The sequence below is a fragment of the Cellvibrio sp. pealriver genome, from assembly GCF_001183545.1.
GTDB lineage: Bacteria > Pseudomonadota > Gammaproteobacteria > Pseudomonadales > Cellvibrionaceae > Cellvibrio.
Genome location: NZ_KQ236688.1, coordinates 4261552 through 4284004 on the forward strand (window position 1 = coordinate 4261552; position 22453 = coordinate 4284004).

The window sequence follows — 22453 nt, forward strand, 5'->3', positions numbered from 1 at the left end:
CGATTAGCCAAGAAAACCCGCTGCGTTCCAGCGGGTTTTTTATTACAGGTCATCATTGCGGGTATTTTATTGATGTACGCCTGCACACCCGGACTGTGACCCGTTGTGCACAAATCCCTCTCACTTTTTACTGTTTTAAGTGAGATGCCCCAGCTTTGGGCGGTTTTTCAAAAGTGAGAAGAAAACTGTCCCCCTCAAATCGATACTGCCGATGTTGATGCTTACTAGTGTGCCAGTGCGTCACGTAGTCCTTATGAATGAATAATCAATAACAAGACAACCAGCCATTTTCTGATCGGCAGCTCTCGCATTTACAACAATAAGATCTCGCAAGAGGCACGGAGGGCGCTGTCGGCAGGGAACCCAGTGGAGACAACTCTATGCAAACCAACCAGATAGGCAGGCTGCTATGCCTGTTTTGTGCGTTATTGCTCAGCCCCGGCCTTTTGGCCCAAACCAACCTTGCCCAGAACAAAACGGCGACAGCCAGTACCGCCATGACCCCGGCCGCCAATGCGGTTGATGGTAATGGTGGCACCCGCTGGGAATCGAATCACGGTGTTAGCCCATCCTGGGTGAGTGTTGACCTTGGAGCCTCCTACAGCCTGTCATCGGTTGTGATCGATTGGGAGGCGGCCAATGCAGCTAACTATGAAGTGCAAGGTTCAGCTAACGGCACCAGTTGGACAACACTTGCTACCCGTACCGGTGGCACATTTGGCACCCGTACCGATACGGTCGCAGTGACGGGCTTGTATCGCTATGTGCGTGTGTACGCGACCCAGCGCAGCACTGGCAATAATTGGGGTTATTCGATCTGGGAACTAAAGGTCTATGGTGCGGTGCCTGCCAGCAGCAGTGCGGCGAGCCAGCCGGCTAATCTCAATCTGGCGTTAGGCGCGACGGCTACTGCCAGTACGCAAGTACAGCCTGCTGCACTGGCGATTGATAATAACGGTGGTTCGCGCTGGGAATCGGCTATCAATACCGACCCTTCATGGATCAGTCTGGATTTCGGCTCGGCCAAAACCCTGAGCTCGGTGGTGATTGATTGGGAAGCGGCGAACGCAGCGAACTATCAGGTACAGGGTTCAAATAACAACTCGACCTGGACGACCCTGGCTACCCGCACGGGCGGCACCTTTGGCAACCGTACCGATACAGTTGCGGTAAGCGGTTCTTATCGCTACCTGCGCATTTACGGTACTGCACGTAGCACCGGCAACCAGTGGGGCTATTCGATTTTTGAGCTGAAAGTCTATGGCTCCAGCGGTACTGCGAGCAGTGCGCCAAGTAGTACTGCTCCAAGCAGCGTAGCGCCCAGCAGTACTCCTACCGCATCATCGACACCTACCGTGCCTTCATCTAGCAGTGTGGCGGCAAGCATTCCGGCGAACCTGACCTATAACCGCCTGTTCCCCAACCAATTCTCGCCAGAGGTGTCGCGCAACTGGCGTATTGAGCCGGATGGCACCATCGTCACCTTCGGCAGCGGCCGCGCGCGTTCACGCCATGAAGCAGAAAGTATCTTCTATACCTTCCCAGCGTTTTATCACGAGCACCGCACCTTCAAGTTTGAAGTGCACGACCACACGCCTAAAGGCGAATCGCGCGTAGAGATTTTTTACGAGCCGGAGTACGCCAACTTTAACGATATCGGCTGCCGCAAGAGCTTGTTCAACCCCTATCGCTCTTACTTTGGGGACAACGGCGGCTTTACCCGTATTGCAACCGCTGACCCTGCGACCGGTAAAGGCGAGCGCTGGCGCTGTGTGGGTACCCGTTTTGTACCGGGTGAACGCGAAGGCCAAACCACCTTGCGGGTTGGTGAGTTCTACGATTTTGAATTCCAGCAATGGCTGGGCTTTACCGAGACAGATCCGCGGGTCAGCGCACAGCGCGTGTATTACACCGATACGTTCCGCATCAAGCTGGGCAGCCCGGGTTTGTATATCGTGAATAACGATGAGTTGAATGCCAAATTATCATCCGGTGGCGCTGCGACCGCTCCGCCTGTGCGCGCCTTTAAAGGCATCGCACCGGAAAATGTCATCAGTACATCGGGTGTGTTGGTGGATTCCAGTGGCCCAGGCTATATGCCGATCCGTTCGCCACAAGCGATTGCCAAAGGTTACCAAAAGCCGTCTTACCTGATCAGCAATCCGGCTAACAATGCGACCGTAACCTACCGTGAGGGGAACCAGACGTTCACTGACCAGGTGTTGGAATATACGCCGGGAGCGGCAAGTGCCTTTGTTGTGGAACGCCACGAGTACCAGTGGACATCGTTCTTCCGTGAAGCCCTGAACACCCGCTGGGAAACCCATAATGGCTTCCTCAATGGCCGCCGCTTGTTCCATACCAGTTTTGTGGATGGCAAACACTTTGAGCCGGGCAACCCTGACTTTACCGAAATGGCAAACCTGTCTACTGGCCTGACGATCAACAATTCCTGTGTGGCATGTCACGTCAATAATGGTCGCGGCACCGCACCGGTAAATGGTCAATTGCCGGATACCATGGCAGTAAAAGTCAGCTCTGGCCAAACCAGTGCGACTGGCAATGCCTTACCTCACGCTTATTTTGGCAAGGTGTTGCAACCGCAATCGCGCAATGGCGGTGTTCCCGCAGAGGCCAATACCAATGTGAATTACACGACGGTATCCGGCACCTTTAACGATGGCACGCCGTATCAATTGCAATTGCCTAACTACTCAGTACAAGTGTTGGATCAAGCCGGTGGTGCGGTGAGCTTCTTCTCGCCCCGTATGGCGCAAACCATTGTTGGATTGGGCTTGCTGGAAGCTGTGCCTGAGGCGACCTTGTTGCAACGCCATGACCCGAACGACAGCAATGGCGATGGGATTTCTGGCCGCGCGAATCAGGTGTCTGACCTGAAAACCGGCGAGCAGCGCATCGGCCGTTTTGGTTGGAAAGCGACTATCGCCACTCTTGAGCAATTCACTGCAGATGCATTGCATGAAGATATTGGTGTCAGTACTACCATGCTGCAGGGGCCAGCCTGTGGTGCTAACCAAACCGCGTGCCGCAATGCGGGCCCTGCCGGAGTGGAGCTGAGCGATGCGCGCGTTAACCTGTTGGCTGTGTATATGCAGGCGCTGGGTGCACCGGCGCGTCGTCCGGAAACTGTGAATAACGCTGATGTTGCACGTGGCGAGCAAGTGTTCGCTAACCTGGGCTGCGGCGGCTGCCATACACCAAGTATGACCACCGATTACGGTCACCCCCTGGCGGAGCTGCGTGGCCAAACCATCAAGCCCTACACCGACTTGTTGTTGCACGATATGGGCGCGGGCTTGGCTGATAATCTCACCAATAGCGCCAGCCTGAATCGCGAGTGGCGTACCCCTGCGCTTTGGGGCCTGGGTTTGACCGAAGCGGTCAATGGTCATAGCCGTTTATTGCACGACGGCCGCGCGCGTAACATTAACGAGGCGATCTTGTGGCATGGCGGTGAAGCAGCGGCAAGTCAGGCGGCCTACCGCGCTGCATCTGCTGCGCAGCGCAACGATTTGATCAAGTTCCTCGAATCGCTATAAGTATCCAGCACGGTTAATAAGCCGAAACTCCCGTCAGGCAACTGGCGGGAGTTTTTTGTTTTTCCCATGCTGTACCCAGCCAAAGTGGCACGTATCTATTTCATTCTTGAGTTGATGTGGGACGATTTTCGCGCCAATCGATGTGAGTATCGCCGCGCCTGATTGCCAGTACGGCCAGTAGAGCCAGTACAAACTAGTCGGGAACGTCACGCTAATAATAATCATCGAGGCTCAAATGAAATTCTCTCTCCCTCTGATCTCCTACATCAGTGTGGTGTGTATTGCACTCACTGCCTGTGGGGGTGGTTCCTCTGATAACAAGAACACTAGCTCCAGTAAAGTTGCCCAAACCGGTAGTTCCGCGGCAGGTGTGGCTGAATCATCCATTAATGCCAGCTCAAGCCAGCCTGCTGCAACGGTTGTATTGAGTGGCCGGGTAGCCATTGGTGCTGCAATACCTAATGCCACTGTGGTTGCACGTTGCGCCGATGGCAGCGGTTTTACCGCGCCAGTCGTCACCGACATTAACGGCGGTTATCAAGGCACTATTCCGGCCACAGCCAGTTTGCCTTGTGCATTACAGGCTCGCGGTGGCCAACCGGAAGTGGTGTTGCACAGTTACGCCACTAGCGCGGGCAACGTTAACATCACCGTGTTGACCGATCTGATCCTTGCCGGTGCCAGCGGTCAATCGCCAGCAACCTGGTTCGACAGCAGCGATTGGCAGTCCGTCGGGGCGACTCTGGAGTCTACCCAAGCCGAGTTGGCGCGCCAGTTAGCCCAATCTGGCTATACCCTGGATAGCGAAACCTTCTCACCCTTTACCGTCAGCTTTGTGATTGGCGATGCCCATGACCAAATCATGGACCGTTTGCAGGAAGCGATTGCTGCGGATGGCGATCTGGACAGCTACGAAGACCTGCTCGAACAAATAAAATCTGGCGAAGGGCTGGGAGTGATTCCACCGGTTCCTGCAAGCTCCAGCAGCAGCTCAAGCAGTGCAGCACAAACCTCATCGGTGCAGACTTCACTCGATGCGGGATCATCCTCCAGCTCCAGTGCTGCCAGCAGTGTTGCATCGAGCACTACTGTAGTGGTGCCCGCCCCAAGTTCTGTACCTGCCAGTTCAGTGGCACCGAGTTCTGTTCCAGCCAGTTCAACAGCTCCGAGTTCGGTGCCTGCCAGTTCGGTAGCGCCCAGTTCTGTGGTACCGAGTTCAGTGGCACCGAGTTCTGTACCGGCTAGTTCAGTTGCCCCAAGTTCTATCCCGGCAAGTTCAAGCTCAGTCGAGTCAAGTTCTGTTGCCAGCAGTTCTACTCCTGCAAGCAGCTCAGCAGCCAGCTCCAGTGCACCGGCGTGGAATCTGGTGTGGGAAGACGAATTTGAAGGCACCAGTATCGACTCCACCAAGTGGGAACACGAAGTTAACTGCTGGGGCGGCGGTAATAACGAGGCCCAGTGCTACGTTAATAACCCGGCCAACAGTTTTGTTACGGATGGCCTGTTAAATATCAAAGCCATCAGAGGTCATGTATGCGGCCCAGCGAAGAATCAGGAAGACCCTGGCTATAACCCTGCGGATACCTCGGTATGTAAGGATTATTCATCTGCCCGTTTGCGCACCAAAGGCAAGGCGGATTGGAAATATGGTCGCATGGAAATCAGGGCGAAAATGCCATCCATTGGCGGCGGTGTATGGCCTGCGATTTGGATGCTGCCTACCGATACCACCAAATATGGCGGTTGGCCGCACAGTGGCGAGATCGACATTATGGAAGCCTTCCAGCCAGGCGTGTCAGGCCCGCAACCAACCGGTGCTGCCAACGAAATCCACGGCACTCTGCACTATGGCTATTCATGGCCTATCAACCAGTACAGCGGCGCGTCTTATGAACCACCAACCAATATTTGGGATGATTTCCATACCTACGCGGTGGAGTGGGAAGAGGGCGAGATTCGCTGGTATGTGGATGACGTACTCTTTGCGCGCAACAGCGGTAACTGGTTTATCTATTACTGGGGTGGTCAGGAATTGGGCTATCAGGTAGGCACTGGTGCCCAGCCGTTCGATCAACCTTTCCACATGATTTTGAACGTGGCATTGGGTAATGGCAGCTATGTTCCTTATCCAACCTTCGGACCTTCTGACAATGTCACCATGGAAGTAGACTTCGTTAAAGTCTACGAATGCTCTGCTGATCCGGTGACCGGTAAGGGTTGTGAAACACCGACTGCTGACCCCAGTGTGGTAGCAACCGAGATTGCCAAAGACACACCGCCACCGGCTACCTGGGATACCCGCTGGTTGTACAAAGACGGTTTGCAAACGCTGTCATTTGATATCAATGGTGCACAGGTACCGGGGCCAATGTCTCTGGGTAGTTATGCTTGCCCGACGTGGGAAGGTTGGTGCCCTGCCGGTTCAAGCATCACCGTCACTGAACCAAACATTACCGATGGCCCTGGCGGCGAACCGGCTAAAGTGTTGGATCTTGCATTTGCGGGTATCAGCAACGCCTTTATCATCTTTGGTGAAGCCGGATCAGAAGATGCGCTCGACTTTGGTGGTTCCATCACCGAATACGGCCGCGCTGCGAACCTGGGTGAGATCAAGTTTGATATGCGGGTATTGGATATCGATGCCAACACCAAGTTGCGCATCAAGCTGGACAGTGGTTATCCAAACAACAGCTACCACGAGATCGAAATCCCGGCGGAAAATGAATGGGCGGAAGTGTCTGTGCGTCTTTACACCTTGCTGCCCAATACCAACGAAGGCTATGCATCACCGGTGAATTTCAAGAGCATCAAAAACCCCTTCGTGATTGAGCCGGTTGGCGGCAATGCGCACGTGCAGCTCAACAATATCCGCATCGTCTGCCAGGACAGCGAAGAGTGGGGCGATTGCAATATCAAGCCGGTAGTTCCGCCAGAGCCGATCACCGAAGATATGGATGTTTTTGTGGGTGGATTGTCAGCAGACTGGGGTAACCCAGGGTTTGGTGTATGGCAGATCGATGGTCAAAATATCCAGATTGACGCGACCGTGAATGATCCGGATAAAGGTACGGTAACGCAGGTTGCATTTACCTCTACCGGCATGGGCACCTTCTACATCCAGGGTGGTGCCAAAGACCTGAGTGCGTTTGCCGAGGGTGATCTGGTGTTTGATCTTAAAGTGGTAAGCAATACAGGTAATACCAGTGGCTTCCTTGTGAAGGCTGATTGTGGTTTTCCTTGTGTAGGTGAGGAAATACCTGTTCCTCTACCGGCGGATAACAATTGGCATACCATCACAGTGCCTATTGCGAGCATTGCAGCTAAAGCTGGTTTTGACATCACAAAAGTAAATACACCTTTCTCGCTGTGGCCGGTATTTGGTCAACAAAATGTCACTTTCCAAGTGGCAAATGTTCGCTGGAGGCTCCCGCAATAAACGTCTGTTGTAACGATGGACTAAAATAAGCATTGAGCGAAAAACAAAAACGCCCATCAGGTAACTGATGGGCGTTTTCATTTTTCATGAGGATAACTTTCAGAAGGGCTCCGGTATTTCATCGGAGACCGTATGCAGCATGGATACTGCATTCGAGCCTACAGGGACGTATTTACGGCGAGTCTCCGAGGGAATACCGGAGCCCGTCCTTTGAATATTCACAATAAAAAATCAAACCAAATCTTTATCAGTAGCAAATGACAGCGCGAAAGATTTTGGGCCTACGTTGATAGCGCCCGTCATGCTCATCATCGACAGCATGGTTTTTACATTGTATTGCTTACAGAATTCACGGAACTCCACCAGAATCGGTTCGTCTTTGATTTCTTCCAGCAAACCGCCGTAACTCATCGCGACTACTTCACTGGTCAAACCCTGTTGAATTTGTTTTTTCACGTGCGTGAGCAATTTTTCCAATGCACCTAAAAAACCTCTGCCGGTATCGATTTTTTCGGTATTGCCGCGATGCAATTGCACAATCGGGCGCAGGTTTAAAGCGCTCGCCAATTTAAAATTGATCCAGGAAATATTGTTGTCACCTTTGCGCAAATGGCGACGCTCACGCATGTACGACAAATCGTTCGGAATTAAATAGCCATAGACTTGATCGCGCATATTGTCGATTTCGCGGATCGATTTATTCAGCGGCAAATTATCAACTTGAATGCGTTTGACCAATTCGTACACCAGCAAAGCATGGCCAGTGAACATAGACATTGAGTCATATAAACGGATACGAAATGGCGAACGGCCTTCGCTTTTTTCCATCTCGCGAAATTTGGGTTCGTTCACCAGCGCAGCTTCTGACACGCGCTTGAACACATCACTTTTTTTACTGTTGATGGTCACCACTTGCACCAGATCGTATTTCGGTAGCAAGCGATCTCTGAGAATGTCTGTCATGTCATTGACGGAAAGTGGATCAGACTGCGCCAAGCCGTACACATCGCGTGAATGGTTTTTGTAAAAATTCAGCATGGTTTGTGGATCGCGATAATCCAGTTCCTGGCCTTTGGCGTGCTTGATGTAAATCGGCAGCACTTCAATGTTGTGTTGCTGGATAAATTTCGCTGGTAAATCGCATGTTGAATCGACAGCAATACACGTCCTGGATGACATTTTCAAAACCCCGTAATTTGGTAGCATTTTTTGTGAGTGCCGTCCCGGGCGGTTGTTTCCTGTCGCTCGCGCTGTTTTCTTGCGTACAGCACCTGAGCCGATGGTGCCAGTATCCGGTGTGCGCAAAAAAAGCAGTAGTCGCAAATTTCCCTGAAATCTGTGCGGCGTTGCGGAAGTTGTTGTGAGGAATAACCGGTACGCGTGTGAGCTTTGGCTTACACGATGGGAGACTTTATCGACAAAACAGGGGGGGGACTGGCTGGCATTTAATCGCTGTTGGGTAAGATTGGCAGGGTGATACTGAAGCAAGCACCGCCCAATTCCGAACGGTGAATGCTGATATTGCCCTCGTAACTGCGCACAATTTCCGCCGCTACTGCAAGGCCAATGCCCTGCCCGGGAATGGAGGTATCGAGCCGCTGGCCGCGCTCAAGAATACGTTCAGTCTGGTCTTCCGGAACGCCGGGGCCATCATCTTCAATATCAATCTGCAAGAAATTGCCTGCAATCTGCGAGCGCATACGCACTTGTTTGTTGCCGTATTTGAACGCGTTTTCCAGCAGATTTCCCAGCAGTTCCATCACATCCTGCTCATCGCCTGCGACGATGGAATTGGGGGTGAGATCCAGCTCCTGCTCCATGCGTTTTTGCGCATAGACTTTTTGCATCGCTGAAAATAAACGCTGGGCGATGGGTTCAATCCGTGTGCGGCGGAAGGTGCCTTTTTGCTGGCTGGATACAGCGCGCTGCAATTGATAAGTCACGACCTGATTCATGCGCGCTACTTGCTCGCTAGCAATTTGTTGCAGCTCGCCATCACTTGCGCCGCCGTCTACCAACTTACTTTGCAGTACTGCCAACGGGGTTTTCAAACTGTGCGCAAGGTCGGCCAGACTGTTGCGATAGCGCAAGCGTAAGGCCTGCTCGCGCTCCAATACCTGATTGAGATTGTTGACGATTTTTTGCAGCTCTTTGGGGTGCTCGCCTTCAATATTGCTGGTATCGCCACTTTGCATGGCTTTGAGTGCTTGCGCGAGTTTGCCCAGCGGGCGTAAACCCCAGCGCAAAATCAGTGTCTGGGCAATCAATAAAAATACCCCTGCTGCGCCCAGCCAGCGCCAGAGTTCATTGCGGTAGGCTTTGAGCTCTGCCTGATATTCCTGGGCGCTATGAACCACCACGAAATGAAAGGGCGTGGGGTTGCCGCGCGCGTCTTCCCAATTAACGGTATAGCGCGCAATAAAGTGCAATTGGTTATCCAATGTTTTGGTGCTGAACAGCATTTTTCCGGGGGTGTCACTTTTGGCGATGCTGTTGTATTTGGGGGGCTTGTTCAGTGCAGCAGAGTTGGAGTGCCAGACAGCTTTTGCCTGGCTATCAAATACATAACCGTAAAGTCCCGAGTTGGGGTGTTCGAAATCGGCCTCGCTTAATGTGACCGGTAAACGCAGCCCTACAATGCGGGAGTTTTTACTCTCCGGTTCCGCAACGCTCATCAACAAATTCACGTGACCACGCAAGCGCGAGCGCTCGGCAACTTCCAGGCTGTTTTCAAATGCGCGATCCAGAAAAAAACCGGTCAGCCCCAAAAACAATGGCAGCAGCAGCGCCGATGCCAACAGCAGGCGCGATGCAATAGAGGAAAACCGGGCGACTCTCACTGTGCTCTCATCACTACACTCTCACTACTTGCTGGGGTTACTGCTTATCGAGATTAAAGCGATAACCCAAACCGCGCTGGGTGCTGATGAGGTTCAGGCTGCCGTCCGGATCGAGTTTCTTGCGCAAACGGCCGACAAATACCTCAATCACGTTGCTGTCGCGGTCGTAATCTTGCGCGTACAAATGCTCAGTCAGTTCGCTCTTGGAAATATTTTTGCCTGCATGCAATGCAAGGTAAGTCAGCGTGTTGTACTCGAAACTGGTCAGATCGACTTCGGTGTCATCGCGATGTACGCGTTTGGCGTTGGTGTCGATGGTAATGGGGCCGTAGCGCAGTACCGGCGATGCATGACCACTGGCGCGGCGCAATAAGGCGTGGATACGTGCGCGCAATTCTTCCGGGTGAAAGGGTTTGGTGAGGTAGTCATCGGCACCCGCCTCAAGTCCACTGACCTTATCTTGCCAGTTGCCGCGGGCAGTCAGCACCAGAATAGGGAAGTTGCGCTCTTTGCTACGCAATTCGCGAATGAGTTGGGTACCGTCCAACAGAGGAAGCCCCAAGTCGATAATAGCGAGGTCATAGTCGTATTCACTGCCGAGAAACAAACCTTCGCGGCCATCAGCGGCAGCATCGCAGGCGTATTTTTCAGTCGCCATCAAACTGAGGATTTGCTCGCGCAGGGGTTTTTCATCTTCAACAATCAGGATACGCATAGGGCTTTCCTAAAAAGAGTTATTCCTAAAAACGACACACAGGGTAGTGTTTTACCCTTATTGATTCGCGATTTATGGGTTCAGTAATTGGCCGTTCTGGCCATCGACACGGATGACACGCATGCGCCCAGCGCTCAGTACCTTAACGCCATAGACCACACCAGAGTCATTTTGTTGGGTACTGACGCTCATCACTTGCCCGCCTACTTTCCTGCGCACCAGATCAGCGGCTTCGGCAGGGGACAGTTTGGGTGGTGGCGGCGATGGGGTATCGTCCTCATTGGCCTCGAATATATTATTGCCGCTGGCGCTGGATGAAATGCCCATGTCGCTGCCAATTAAGTCTGGCTCGGCCATTCCGGGTTTGCTCACCAACAACACAGTCAGCAGGCAAACGGATATCGCTAACATCGTGATCCAGTGAGTGGAGCCGGAGCGAAAACAGCAGCGTTTTGAGTACAACATGGCAAATCCCAAACAAGAAGGCTTTCAATCGTCAGTCGTTTTGCCTTCACTATCGCCCGTGTTTGGACAAAGGTCAATTTGACCTTTGCCCATGACGGTTGCGCAATTAATGGCGACCTCTTACATGAACGATGCGGTCGCCTGGGTGATGGCGTGTCTCAGTATGGTAGATGCGGCCATCATAGCGATAACTCACATCGTAACCCACCAGTTCGCGTTGGTATTCAGTGCGATAGCGGGTGCTGCATACTTCGCGGTCTTCATAGCGGGTCACCCTGCGGCTACCACCGGCAATATCGTTACCAATGGCTGCGCCAATCAATCCGCCTGCAGCGGTAGCATGGCCGCTGTGGCCAATTTCCTTACCAATGGCTGCGCCAATCAATCCTCCCACGACAGTGCCTTTGAATGAATCCCCTCCACCGCGACGTTCGCTGTAGGCGACAGTTTCCACGCGGCAGGAATCCACAGGAACCTCTACTGCAATGGTGCGGTAAATCGGTCGGCTGGATACGACGCGTGCATATTCTGTGTATTCAACCACTTCATAGTGACGCTCATAGTGGCGGTCATGATGCTTGTGATGATGTTTATGGTGATGCTTGTGATCAGCCAAGGCGTTGTTAGCCAGCAACAGGCTGCTGGCCAGGGTGCTGATTAATAACAGGCTTTTCATGATGGTTATCTCGTGTTGGTAAGGGAGGCCCCAGTGTTGTCTGGAGCAAGTTCAGACTATGCCTTTCAATCTGAACAAAAACTGAAATGACAATAACCAAAATTGCGGCCTGTTTCGCAAAGCCTGTAAATGGCGATCCGCACAATAAGCCAGTCAAGTAATGGGGCAAGAAGCCTGTGAATTGCTGAAATAAAGCCAGTGCTAGCCCCAAAAACGGGCGCGACTCGGGTTATAATCGCCGCTATTTTTCTGAATTGTCCGCACAGGTTGTTTCATGTCTGAACTGAACGTCAAAGAATACATGGCCGATGTTGGCCGCAAAGCGCGCGTTGCCTCCCGTGTAATTGCCGCCGCGCCAACTGCGCTTAAAAACAAAGCGCTACTGGCGATTGCCGATGAATTGGATAAATCCCGTATTACGCTGGTGGCTGAAAACCAGAAAGACCTTGCTGCTGGTAAAGCCAATGGCCTTGATTCCGCTATGCTTGACCGCCTCGCAGTCAAGCCAGGTACCATTGATGGCATGATCGAAGGTTTGCGTCAGGTTGCTGCGCTAGCTGACCCTTGTGGTGCTATCACCGATATGAGCTATCGCCCAAGTGGTATTCAGGTGGGCAAGATGCGCGTGCCTTTGGGCGTGGTGGGGATTATTTACGAATCGCGCCCCAACGTGACCATCGATGCTGCCAGTCTCTGCCTGAAATCCGGCAACGCCGCAATTTTGCGTGGCGGTAGCGAAGCAATTCATTCCAACCGTGCGATCGCCAATTGCCTGCAAGCAGGCCTGAAAGCCGCCGGTTTGCCTGCAGATGTGGTGCAGGTCATCGAGACCACCGACCGCGCTGCGGTGGGCGAGCTCATCACCATGCCGCAATTTGTGGACGTGATTGTGCCGCGCGGTGGCAAAGGTCTTATCGAGCGCATCAGCAACGATGCCAAAGTACCGGTGATCAAACACCTCGATGGTATTTGTCACGTCTATATCGACGATAAAGCCGATCTGGATAAAGCGTTCACCATTTCCATGAATGCCAAAACTCATCGCTATGGTGTGTGCAACGCGATGGAAACTCTGCTGGTGCACGAGCAAGTTGCGTCTGCAATTTTGCCGCGTCTTGCGGCGGCTTATACCGAGAAAGGTGTTGAGCTGCGCGGTGATGAAAAAACCCGTGACATCATCAAAGCAAATGTCGCGACGGATGAAGATTGGGCGACCGAATATCTCGCGCCGATTTTGTCGATCAAAATCGTTGCAGGTTTGGATGAGGCGATTGCGCACATCAACCAGTACAGCTCACAACACACCGATGCGATAGTCAGCGAAGATTACACTCGCGCGCGCCGCTTCATTAACGAAGTAGATTCCGCATCGGTAATGGTGAATGCGTCAACCCGTTTTGCCGATGGTTTTGAATACGGCTTGGGTGCAGAGATTGGCATCTCGACCGACAAAATCCATGCACGCGGGCCGGTTGGTCTTGAAGGCTTGACCTCGCAAAAATGGGTTGTATTTGGCGATGGGCACATTCGCCAATAAATGCGCTTCGCTCATTTGTGTAAGGCAATCCGTTTAGCGTCATCAAGTTAGAGCAGTCAGTTGAGAACAATCAGGTTGAATTGTTATGCGTAAATGCATCGGGTTTTTCGGAGGGACTTTTGATCCGATTCACCTTGGGCATTTGCGTTTGGCGCTGGAGTTAAAACAGCAGCTGCAATTCGATGAGATGTCGCTGGTGCCCTGTTATATCCCACCGCATCGCGCATCGCCAGATGTGAGTGCGCAGCAGCGTTTGGCGATGTTGCAGCTGGCGCTTGCTGATTGTGCGGAGTTGCGTTGGGATGCACGCGAATTACAGCGCGAAAAGCCTTCTTATACCTACGACACCCTGAGTGAATTGCGCGCTGAATTGGGCGCAGAGGCCAGTATTTGTTGGTGTATGGGGATGGACAGTTTTGTCGGTTTGGAAACCTGGCATCGCTGGCAAGAATTGCTTGGGCTCGCGCATCTGGTTGTAGTGGCGCGCCCGGGATGGGAATTGCCGGTAAGTGGAGTGTTTGCAGAGTGGGTTGCGCAGCATTCAGTTGTGAGCGATGACGCTGTTGGCGCAATACATAGCTCACCAGCAGGGCATGTGGTTATTCTGCAGCCGCGGTTGTTGCCCATTTCCGCAACCGAAATTCGTGCACACATTGGTGCGGGGGTATCGCCACAGTTTTTAGTGCCAGATGCAGTGTTGAATTACATTCGCGCAGAAGGTTTATATCGCTAACAATCCATTTGATGGTGTTAGCAACATTGTTTTTTTATTTTTTGTATAGGTAATTGAATGTCAGATTTAAACAAAGCCATCATCGACGCCCTTGAAAATCTCAAAGGCAAAAATATTGTGACGCTCGACGTTCACGAGCTCACCGATGTGATGGATACCTTGATTATCGCCAGCGGTACTTCCAGCCGTCACTCGCGTTCACTGGCTGAAAACCTGGTAGAAGAAACCAAGAAGGCTGGTTTCCGCGCATTGGGTGTGGAAGGTCTTGAAACAGGCGATTGGGTATTGGTGGACTATGGCGATACTGTGGTGCATGTGATGCAACAGGAAACGCGCGATTATTATGAGCTGGAAAAACTCTGGTCGATGAAACCAGCGAGCCGCGGATAATATTTTGTGCAGAATAAAATAATGTTCTGTGCAGGATAAATAACGGCCATGCGCATTCGCATTATTGCTGTGGGTACCAAAATGCCCGATTGGGTTGAAGCGGGTTACGCGGAGTATGCCAAGCGTATGCCGCGCGATGTCACTGTAGAAATGGTGGAATTGCCGCTCGCCCAGCGCAGTAAAAATAGCGACATCGCCAAAGCAATGGAAAAAGAAGGCGAAGCTATGTTGGCGATGATTGAAAAGGGCGGTAAAGATGAACAAGTCATCGCCCTTGATGTCAAAGGCAAGCCCTGGAGCACCGAATTACTGGCTGAAAATCTCGCGGGCTGGAAAATGAGCGGCAATAATTATTCGCTGCTGATTGGTGGGCCCGATGGTTTGGCTCCTGCGTGTTTAAAATTGGCCACAGTAAAATGGTCGCTGTCACCGCTGACATTGCCGCATCCTTTGGTGCGCATCCTGGTGATTGAACAGCTTTATCGAGCCTGTACGATTTTACAGAACCACCCTTACCATAAATAAAAATGGTTAGATCAACCATCAACCCGATTGACGTGAACCGCCGGCCCGATAATGCAAGAAGCCCAACAGTTTAAAGACCATCAACGCGAGGCAAAAATATTTCGCAATCGCGTACTGGTGATGGCGGCATTTATGCTTCTGTTGGCATCGACGCTGTTGTATCGCTATTACGATCTACAGATAGTCAACTACGAAGAATACGCCACCCAATCAGATCGTAACCGCGTGCACGTACAACCTGTACCGCCAACACGTGGACTTATTTTTGATACCAACGGCGAGTTGCTTGCAGATAACAAGGCGAGTTTTACTTTGTCTGTGGTAAGTGCAAGCCAGGCTGAGCTTGACAGCACCGTTGAATTGTTAAAGTCACTGATCGAAATTACTCCGTCGGATCTGGGTAAATTTTATAAAGCGCAAAAGCAGCGCCGCCATAAACTCGATCCTGTTCCTCTGCGTTACCGCCTCACCGAAGAAGAAATTGCACGCCTTGCCGTAAACCAGCACCTGCTTGAAGGTGTTGAAGTGAATGCGGAGCTGGTGCGCAATTATCCATACAAAGACATGTTTGCCCACGTGATTGGTTACACCGGACGCATCAGTGAAAAAGAAATGGATGCGTTCACACCTGAGCAGTTGCAAAAATATTCGGGCACTCATGCGATTGGCAAAATCGGTATCGAGAAAAGCTACGAGGATATCTTGCTTGGCCAGGTGGGTAGCCAAAACGTTGAGACCAATGCGCGCGGTCGCGTTATGCGGGTATTGGATCGAATTGATCCCAAACAGGGCGGCGATTTACACCTCTATCTGGATGCCCGTTTACAAGAAACGGCAGTTGCTGTTATGCAAGGCCGTCGCGGGGCGGTAGTCGCGATTGATGTCAAAACCGGCGGTGTGTTGGCCGCTGTCAGCAACCCCGGTTTTGACCCCAACTTGTTTGTAACGGGTATTAGCTATCGCGATTACAAAAATCTCAATGAAGATATAGACACGCCATTATTCAACCGCTTCCTGCAAGCACAGTACCCGCCTGGCTCTACGGTTAAGCCTGTTATCGGGTTAATCGGGTTGCAAGAGGGCTTCACCGATGTGCATCGCACCATCGCTGATCGCGGCGTTTTCACCTTGCCAGGCAACTCCCGCTTGTGGCGCGATTGGAGCCTTAAAGTCACCGGGGGTGGGCATGGTCAGGTGAATCTCAAAACTGGCATCTCCCAATCTTGCGATGTCTACTTTTGGGACTTGGGTAATCGGATGGGGATCGACCGGATGAGCGAATATGGCCATTATTTCGGATTGGGAATCCTGACCGGAATTGATGTGCCCAGCGAGCGCCGTGGTATATGGCCTTCGCGTGAGTGGAAGCGAGCCGCTAAAGGTCAGGCGTGGTATCCGGGCGATACGGTCAATGTGTCGATTGGCCAGGGTTTTATGCTGACTACACCACTACAGTTGGCTGTGATGACCAGCACTATCGCCAACCGTGGAATGCGCCATCGCCCGCAGTTTGTGAAGCAAATCGGCAATCAACCGATTGAGCCAATCACTGAGGATACCTTTGATACCAAGCCGGAATACTGGGATGCGATTTTTGATGGCATGGCCGAAGTGGTACATGGCCCGCGTGGTACCGCCAATCGCTACATGAGCCCGGGCGCGGAATATCGTATGGCAGGTAAATCCGGTACCGCACAGGTTGTTGCTATCGCCCAGAATGCCAAGTACAACTCTGCTTTGCTCAAAGAGCGCCACCGCGACCACGCGTTGTTTGTGGCGTTTGCTCCCTTGGAAGCCCCTGAAATTGCAGTAGCGGTAATGGTGGAAAACGCCGAGGGCGGCTCCAGTAAAGCGGCACCGGTTGCGCGCTGGATAATGGATGCCCATCTGCTTGGGTACTATCTCAAGGCGGATGAATTTGTGCCGCCACTGGGGTTCCATCACGCGGCGATTATCAAACGCGCCAACAACTACATTGCCGAACGCAAAGCAGCAAGAGAGGCAAAAGAGGCTGAAGCAGCAGCCAAAGCGGCTTTGGAAGCGGGTGCTTTACCGGCACCGGCAGCAGTGACTGAACCAGAGGCAAACCATGAGTAGACAAGATTTTTTACGGCGCATGCCGGAAGCCGCCAGTGCTTTCAGCCGTCGCGCTCGTCTTGCCGAGCGTTTGCATATCGATTTTTTCCTGCTGGTGTTGCTCATGCTCTTGACCCTGGTGGGGTTGACTGTGCTCTACAGTGCGAGCGGCCACAATCTGCCCAGCGTGGAAAAGCAGGCCAGTTTTTTTATGATTGCCTATGTCACCATGTTCATTGTTGCGCAAATTCCCGTGGAATTTATGCGCCGGATGGCTCCAGTGGCTTATGTAGGAGGCGTTCTGTTACTGGTGGCAGTAACCATTTTTGGTGACATCTCCATGGGGGCGCAGCGCTGGCTGCAAATTGGGAGTTTCCGTTTCCAACCATCGGAAGTGATGAAATTGGCGATGCCAATTGCCGTTGCGGCTTATCTTAGCCGTGGCTTTTTACCCCCACGTTTTACCCAGGTGATGGTTGTTCTTGTCCTGATTGGTATTCCGACCGCATTGATCATTGAGCAACCGGATTTAGGAACTTCTATTCTGGTGGCAACTTCAGGGGTGATGGTGCTGTTTTTTTCCGGGTTGCTCTGGCGCTATATCGCGGCGGCGGCGGTTATCTTCGGTGCCAGCCTTTGGCCGATCTGGCATTTTATGCTGCATGATTACCAGCGCCAGCGGGTGCTAACCATGCTCGATCCAACTCAGGACCCACTTGGGACGGGGTGGAATATCATCCAATCCAAAACCGCAATTGGCTCCGGTGGTTTGTCAGGTAAGGGTTGGATGGAGGGCACCCAGTCGCGCCTGGATTTTCTTCCTGAAGGTCACACTGATTTTATTATTGCAGTCATGTCCGAAGAATTCGGTTTGCTGGGTGTCATACTGCTGCTGTCGATTTATGCGATGGTCATTATTCGCGGCTTGGTGATAGCAAAGAATTCCCAAAACAGTTTTGGCCGCCTGTTAGCCGCCAGTGTCAGTTCAACATTTTTTGTATACGTATTCGTCAATATGGGTATGGTATCGGGCATGCTGCCGGTAGTGGGAGTGCCACTGCCGCTGATCAGTCAGGGCGGTACAGCGATTGTGGCGCTCTTTGCCGGATTCGGCATTCTGATGGCGATATCCACCGAGAAAAAACGGGTAATGACTCCCCAAGCGTAATGCTTGGATGATTACAACACTTGAGGTTTTATGTTGTCTTTTTCAAATAAAATGACCAAACACGCGATGGCGTTTTTTGCCGGAATAGGGTTCAGTTTTACTGTGGCTGCAGATTACAGCAATCATCCGCTGGCGGCCGGATTTGTCGATGAAATGGTACAGAAGCACGGTTTTACCGCTGCAGAAGTGAACCAGTTTTTAAGCAAGGCACAAAAACGCCAGCCTATTTTGGATGCAATTGCGCGTCCTGCAGAAAAATCCAAAACCTGGAAAGAGTACCGGCCGATTTTTCTTCAGCCACTACGTATTGATAACGGTGTTGTATTTTGGCGTGAGCACCGCACTGCACTTGCGCGCGCAGAAAAGGCATACGGTGTTCCTGCAGAAATTATTGTGGCGATTATTGGTGTAGAAACCAATTACGGTAAAAATACCGGTAGTTGGTATGTGATGGATGCACTGACAACTCTCGCATTTGATTATCCTCCGCGCGCGCCATTTTTCCGTTCGGAGCTGGTGAATTATTTAATCCTTACGCGCGAGCAAAAACACAACCCGTTGGAATTTAAAGGCTCCTATGCCGGTGCTATGGGTTACGGTCAATTTATGCCATCGAGCTACCGCAATTATGCAGTGGATTTTAGTGGCGATGGATTTACCGATATATGGAATAACCCAACCGATGCAATTGGCAGTATCGCTAACTATTTTGTAAAACACGGTTGGAAAACCGGTGAAGCTGTTGTTATTCCCGCTAAGTTGACGCGTGCGCGTGAACAGTTGTTGGCGAATGAATCATTCAATACCGTGGTGCCACCGGCAATCAATATTAACGCCTGGAAAAAAGCGGGCATTGCTCCTGCAATTAAGGTCTCCAAAAATGCTCCGGCAATTGCGATCGAATTTGATGGTGTCAATGGTTTGGAATACTGGTTTGGTTTGCAAAATTTTTACACCATTACACGTTACAATCGCAGCCCTATGTATGCGATGGCAGTTTACGATTTAAGTTTGGAAATCAAGCAAGCTATGCGTAACGCAGATAAAACAACTGCAGGGGTGACTCGATAATGTTGATGCATCGATCAGGCTATATTCATAAATGTGCAGGTATTGTGTTATTGCTGTGTTGTGCATTGATGGTGGCCTGTTCGAGCAAGCCGGTAACAAAAAAACCGGTTGCTAATGAACCCTTCAATCCCAATGAAGGTCGGTATAAACACGACAAAGACTTTGGCCCCGATGAAGATGTGGACTTATCCCACATTCCCGATGCTGTCCCACGCTATGAAACACGTACGCGTGCAGGCAACAAAAATCCTTACACTGTACTCGGCAAAACGTATCACCTGATTAAAGATGAAAGCTCGTACCGCGAGCGTGGTTATGCATCCTGGTACGGGAAAAAATTTAATGGATACAACACCTCAAACGGTGAGCGCTACGATATGTACGCAATGACCGGCGCGCACAAAACCTTGCCAATCCCCTCGTATGTCCGCGTGACCAATTTGGATAATGGCAAAAGTGTGGTGGTGCGCATCAATGACCGCGGGCCCTTTCATCAGGGGCGCATTATCGATTTAAGTTATGCCGCAGCGCAGCGCATTGGTATCCATAAAACCGGAACGGGCAGGGTGGAAGTGGAAATTGCGTTGCCGGGTGATGCCGCACCCATTCCGCGTCGCCCCGATGCAAAAGCAGTGGCTACCGTTGAGTCGGCGCTGCCAGCGGGTACTTATTTGCAAATAGGGGCATTCAGCCAGAAAGCATCTGCCCAACAATTTTCCGGGAGTGTTGGGGCCAAGCTGACGTATCCGGTTATCATCAATTCAGCAAACCAACCCAAGCAAGTTCATCGCGTGCGTGTAGGTCCATTTAAAGACGCAAAAAGTTTGCAAGATGCGCGTGATCAATTAGCCAAACTCAAAATTTTCGAAGCACATGTTGTCTATCAATAAGTGCTACCTGTTTCTTTTTTGTTTTACAGAGTGTTGATCCATGATTAAAAATATTGTTTCCAGTGTTTTACTCGCGGGCGCTGTTATCGCCCATGCCCAACAACCTGCAACGCCTGTTCCTACCTCAACGCTGCCAACACCGGTTCCCGGCCAAGTGGTAGAGCAAAAACCGCAAGCGATTCCTGCCCCGCCCCAATTGGCGGCGACAGGTTATATTCTGGTGGATGCAACCACCGGCAGTATTGTGGCGGAATACAATTCCGAGCAGCGGTTGCCACCTGCGAGCCTGACCAAAATGATGTCCAGTTATTTGGTGGTGGACGAATTGGAAAAGGGGCGTATCACTGAAGACACTATGGTTAACATCAGCGTAAAAGCCTGGAAAATGGGCGGCTCGCGTATGTATGTGAAAGAGGGAACCCAGGTTTCGGTGATCGATTTGCTGCGTGGTGTGATTATCCAATCTGGAAACGATGCCACAGTGGCACTCGCTGAATTTATTTCAGGTAATGAAGATGCTTTTGTGGATGCAATGAACCAAAAAGCAGCGCAACTGGGCATGGTTAATACGCATTTTGAAAACTCTACCGGCTGGCCAGCTGAAGGGCATTTGACCACTGCAAAAGATTTGGCTGTGCTTGCTCGCGCTATTATTAATGACCACCCTACACATTATCCTCTGCACGCCGAAAAACATTTTTTCTATAACAACATTCGTCAGCCCAACCGCAACTTATTATTGTTCCGCGATGAAACGGTTGATGGTTTGAAAACCGGTCATACCGAAGAAGCTGGCTATTGTTTGGTTGCTTCATCCAAACGTGAAAATACCCGTTTTATTGCAGTGGTGATGGGCACCGAGAATGAGAGTGCCCGTGCAGCAGAAACCCAAAAGCTGTTGGCGTATGGTTTCCGTTATTTCCAAACCCAGCAGTTATATCAAGCAGGGCAACAAGTCAGCACATCGCGTGTATGGGCGGGTAAAACGCAAGAAGTGACGTTGGGAATTCCTAATAATATTGTCCTGACGTTGCCTAAAGGCCGCGAGCAAGCATTGCAAGCTAATATGCATATCAATGAAATCATCAAAGCGCCTATTGCTGCAGGCCAGGAGTTGGGTAATCTCACTGTTGAGTTGGATGGACAGCTTTTGGTGAATACCCCAATTGTGGCGTTACAGGCTGTCGAAGAAGCCGGCTTTTTTGCACGCTTAATGGATAATCTAAGATTATTCTTTCGCAATTTATTTAGTTGATCGTTAGAATCCTTGATCTGGTATTTGCCTTGCTTGGGAAGGCAAATACCGGAAATCTCAAATAACAGATCAAGGAGCTTGTTGTGTCTACTAATCCCTACCAAACACCCGAAGGTCAATTGTCCACTGATGACCAATCATTCGGCGAAGTAAAATTTTTCTCTCCATCCTCTCGTGTTAATCGCTTACGTTATTGGGCTCATGGTGCCTTGCTTGCGTTAGCTGCGTACGCAATTCTGGCTATCGGCGGTGCATTAAGTTATTTCGTATCTCCTTGGGCTGGTATTCCGGTGATGGTAGTGGCGTACATCGCCATGCTGGTATTTAGCGTAATCATCATGATCCAGCGCTTGCACGACCTGAATAAAACCGGCTGGATGTGGCTGTTGGCCTTGGTGCCCTTCGCAAACATTTACCTGATGATCATTTTGATTTTTTTCAAAGGAACTCCAGGTCGCAATAATTACGGTTTGCAAACACCACCGAATAAAACCTGGCATTGGGTATTGGCGTTGGGTTTCCCAGCCTTGATGTTGGTTGTGATTTTTGCAGTTGCATTGCCTGCATACAACCAATACCTGCAAACTATGCAGGCAGCGCAGAGTTATCAATTTGAAGAGCAGACACAAGATACTTATCCATCTGAATACACCGAAGAAAGCACTACCGATGAATCGCTCTACACCGATGAGGCTATCGTAGACGGCTTGCCAGTTGATGAGGAAATTACTGATGAGCCAGTTGAGGAATCAACAGAGTCAGAAACCCCGCAATAATCATTAGTGATTATTTTGCAAAAAAAGCAGCTTCGGCTGCTTTTTTTATAAGTCTATTTTCTGTGAATGCATACGTATTCATATTGCGGTACATCAGGGTTAAATCCTATTCTATTGTTGAAGTTATCTTATAAATATTGCTTTAAATATCAAAAATTAGTTTATACAACAATAAATAGCGAATTCAGTATCACCCGCGCCAATAAGGTGCCTTTTAAATACTCTTACATCGAAAATTGTTTCAGTGGCAATGGCTGCACCTATGTTGTGCGGCCAGGGATCTGCGCGATTTTTTGTTCAATTGGAAAACCACAGCGAATGGGTTCAGGTGCATAACGCA

The 22453-nt window shown here is 51.0% G+C and carries 17 protein-coding genes; 12 read left to right on the forward strand and 5 right to left on the reverse strand.

The window, feature by feature from the left end:
• Nucleotides 1-380 precede the first annotated feature (380 nt).
• Both VC28_RS18550 and VC28_RS19370 read left to right on the forward strand, forming a co-directional pair.
• Entirely contained in the window at nucleotides 381-3560 is a 3180-nt protein-coding gene (locus VC28_RS18550; RefSeq protein WP_049631950.1) for a di-heme oxidoredictase family protein, read from the forward strand.
• A gap of 235 nt (nucleotides 3561-3795) precedes the next feature.
• Nucleotides 3796-6996 (forward strand): family 16 glycosylhydrolase, encoded by a 3201-nt coding sequence (locus VC28_RS19370; protein WP_053094232.1) that lies wholly within the window; start codon nucleotides 3796-3798, stop codon nucleotides 6994-6996.
• Nucleotides 6997-7227: 231 nt separating this feature from the next.
• Here VC28_RS19370 and VC28_RS18565 read toward each other — a convergent pair whose 3' ends face one another.
• The 5 genes from VC28_RS18565 to VC28_RS18585 form a co-directional block, all read right to left on the reverse strand.
• Nucleotides 7228-8175, reverse strand: a complete 948-nt coding sequence (locus VC28_RS18565; protein WP_049632539.1) for a DegV family protein — start codon at nucleotides 8173-8175, stop codon at nucleotides 7228-7230.
• A gap of 266 nt (nucleotides 8176-8441) precedes the next feature.
• Nucleotides 8442-9836 carry an ATP-binding protein gene (locus tag VC28_RS18570; RefSeq protein ID WP_049631952.1) on the reverse strand — a complete coding sequence of 465 codons (1395 nt, stop codon included), beginning with the start codon at nucleotides 9834-9836 and terminating at the stop codon, nucleotides 8442-8444.
• A gap of 37 nt (nucleotides 9837-9873) precedes the next feature.
• Nucleotides 9874-10551, reverse strand: a complete 678-nt coding sequence (locus tag VC28_RS18575; protein ID WP_049631953.1) for a response regulator transcription factor — start codon at nucleotides 10549-10551, stop codon at nucleotides 9874-9876.
• A 72-nt stretch (nucleotides 10552-10623) separates the two neighbouring features.
• Entirely contained in the window at nucleotides 10624-10962 is a 339-nt protein-coding gene (locus VC28_RS18580) for a PepSY domain-containing protein (protein WP_049631954.1), read from the reverse strand.
• 160 nt (nucleotides 10963-11122) lie between these two features.
• Nucleotides 11123-11692 (reverse strand): glycine zipper 2TM domain-containing protein, encoded by a 570-nt coding sequence (locus tag VC28_RS18585; RefSeq protein WP_049631955.1) that lies wholly within the window; start codon nucleotides 11690-11692, stop codon nucleotides 11123-11125.
• Nucleotides 11693-11975: 283 nt separating this feature from the next.
• On the opposite strand from VC28_RS18585, the gene VC28_RS18590 reads away from it, so the two are divergent.
• From VC28_RS18590 to VC28_RS18635, 10 genes are all read left to right on the forward strand, one after another.
• Nucleotides 11976-13229: a glutamate-5-semialdehyde dehydrogenase gene (locus tag VC28_RS18590; protein ID WP_049632540.1), complete on the forward strand. Its 1254-nt coding sequence runs from the start codon at nucleotides 11976-11978 to the stop codon at nucleotides 13227-13229.
• Nucleotides 13230-13314: 85 nt separating this feature from the next.
• A complete protein-coding gene (gene nadD, locus VC28_RS18595; RefSeq protein ID WP_049631956.1) occupies nucleotides 13315-13962 on the forward strand; it encodes a nicotinate-nucleotide adenylyltransferase in 648 nt (215 codons plus the stop codon).
• A gap of 57 nt (nucleotides 13963-14019) precedes the next feature.
• A complete protein-coding gene (rsfS, locus tag VC28_RS18600; RefSeq protein WP_049631957.1) occupies nucleotides 14020-14352 on the forward strand; it encodes a ribosome silencing factor in 333 nt (110 codons plus the stop codon).
• A 48-nt stretch (nucleotides 14353-14400) separates the two neighbouring features.
• Nucleotides 14401-14877: a 23S rRNA (pseudouridine(1915)-N(3))-methyltransferase RlmH gene (gene rlmH, locus VC28_RS18605; RefSeq protein WP_049631958.1), complete on the forward strand. Its 477-nt coding sequence runs from the start codon at nucleotides 14401-14403 to the stop codon at nucleotides 14875-14877.
• Between the two features lie 51 nt (nucleotides 14878-14928).
• The gene (gene mrdA / locus VC28_RS18610; RefSeq protein ID WP_049631959.1) at nucleotides 14929-16974 is read left to right on the forward strand and encodes a penicillin-binding protein 2; all 2046 of its coding nucleotides are present in this window, start codon (nucleotides 14929-14931) and stop codon (nucleotides 16972-16974) included.
• Nucleotides 16967-18121 (forward strand): rod shape-determining protein RodA, encoded by a 1155-nt coding sequence (gene rodA, locus VC28_RS18615; RefSeq protein WP_049631960.1) that lies wholly within the window; start codon nucleotides 16967-16969, stop codon nucleotides 18119-18121. The genes mrdA and rodA overlap by 8 nt, the downstream gene beginning before the upstream one ends.
• A 30-nt stretch (nucleotides 18122-18151) precedes the next feature.
• The gene (gene mltB / locus VC28_RS18620) at nucleotides 18152-19192 is read left to right on the forward strand and encodes a lytic murein transglycosylase B (protein WP_053094233.1); all 1041 of its coding nucleotides are present in this window, start codon (nucleotides 18152-18154) and stop codon (nucleotides 19190-19192) included.
• Nucleotides 19192-20082 carry a septal ring lytic transglycosylase RlpA family protein gene (locus VC28_RS18625; protein WP_049631961.1) on the forward strand — a complete coding sequence of 297 codons (891 nt, stop codon included), beginning with the start codon at nucleotides 19192-19194 and terminating at the stop codon, nucleotides 20080-20082. The genes mltB and VC28_RS18625 overlap by 1 nt, the downstream gene beginning before the upstream one ends.
• 40 nt (nucleotides 20083-20122) lie before the next feature.
• Nucleotides 20123-21337, forward strand: a complete 1215-nt coding sequence (locus VC28_RS18630) for a D-alanyl-D-alanine carboxypeptidase family protein (RefSeq protein WP_053094234.1) — start codon at nucleotides 20123-20125, stop codon at nucleotides 21335-21337.
• An 83-nt stretch (nucleotides 21338-21420) separates the two neighbouring features.
• Nucleotides 21421-22113: a DUF805 domain-containing protein gene (locus VC28_RS18635; protein WP_049631962.1), complete on the forward strand. Its 693-nt coding sequence runs from the start codon at nucleotides 21421-21423 to the stop codon at nucleotides 22111-22113.
• Nucleotides 22114-22453: the final 340 nt, after the last annotated feature.

What these genes read in the sequence shown, in the direction of transcription:
- VC28_RS18550 (WP_049631950.1), top strand. Translation starts at nt 381, where the DNA reads ATGCAAACCAACCAGATAGGCAGGCTGCTATGCCTGTTTTGTGCGTTA.
- VC28_RS19370 (WP_053094232.1), top strand. Translation starts at nt 3,796, where the DNA reads ATGAAATTCTCTCTCCCTCTGATCTCCTACATCAGTGTGGTGTGTATT.
- VC28_RS18565 (WP_049632539.1), bottom strand. Translation starts at nt 8,175, where the DNA reads ATGTCATCCAGGACGTGTATTGCTGTCGATTCAACATGCGATTTACCA.
- VC28_RS18575 (WP_049631953.1), bottom strand. Translation starts at nt 10,551, where the DNA reads ATGCGTATCCTGATTGTTGAAGATGAAAAACCCCTGCGCGAGCAAATC.
- VC28_RS18580 (WP_049631954.1), bottom strand. Translation starts at nt 10,962, where the DNA reads ATGTTAGCGATATCCGTTTGCCTGCTGACTGTGTTGTTGGTGAGCAAA.
- VC28_RS18585 (WP_049631955.1), bottom strand. Translation starts at nt 11,692, where the DNA reads ATGAAAAGCCTGTTATTAATCAGCACCCTGGCCAGCAGCCTGTTGCTG.
- nadD (WP_049631956.1), top strand. Translation starts at nt 13,315, where the DNA reads ATGCGTAAATGCATCGGGTTTTTCGGAGGGACTTTTGATCCGATTCAC.
- rsfS (WP_049631957.1), top strand. Translation starts at nt 14,020, where the DNA reads ATGTCAGATTTAAACAAAGCCATCATCGACGCCCTTGAAAATCTCAAA.
- rlmH (WP_049631958.1), top strand. Translation starts at nt 14,401, where the DNA reads ATGCGCATTCGCATTATTGCTGTGGGTACCAAAATGCCCGATTGGGTT.
- mrdA (WP_049631959.1), top strand. Translation starts at nt 14,929, where the DNA reads ATGCAAGAAGCCCAACAGTTTAAAGACCATCAACGCGAGGCAAAAATA.
- rodA (WP_049631960.1), top strand. Translation starts at nt 16,967, where the DNA reads ATGAGTAGACAAGATTTTTTACGGCGCATGCCGGAAGCCGCCAGTGCT.
- mltB (WP_053094233.1), top strand. Translation starts at nt 18,152, where the DNA reads ATGTTGTCTTTTTCAAATAAAATGACCAAACACGCGATGGCGTTTTTT.
- VC28_RS18625 (WP_049631961.1), top strand. Translation starts at nt 19,192, where the DNA reads ATGTTGATGCATCGATCAGGCTATATTCATAAATGTGCAGGTATTGTG.
- VC28_RS18630 (WP_053094234.1), top strand. Translation starts at nt 20,123, where the DNA reads ATGATTAAAAATATTGTTTCCAGTGTTTTACTCGCGGGCGCTGTTATC.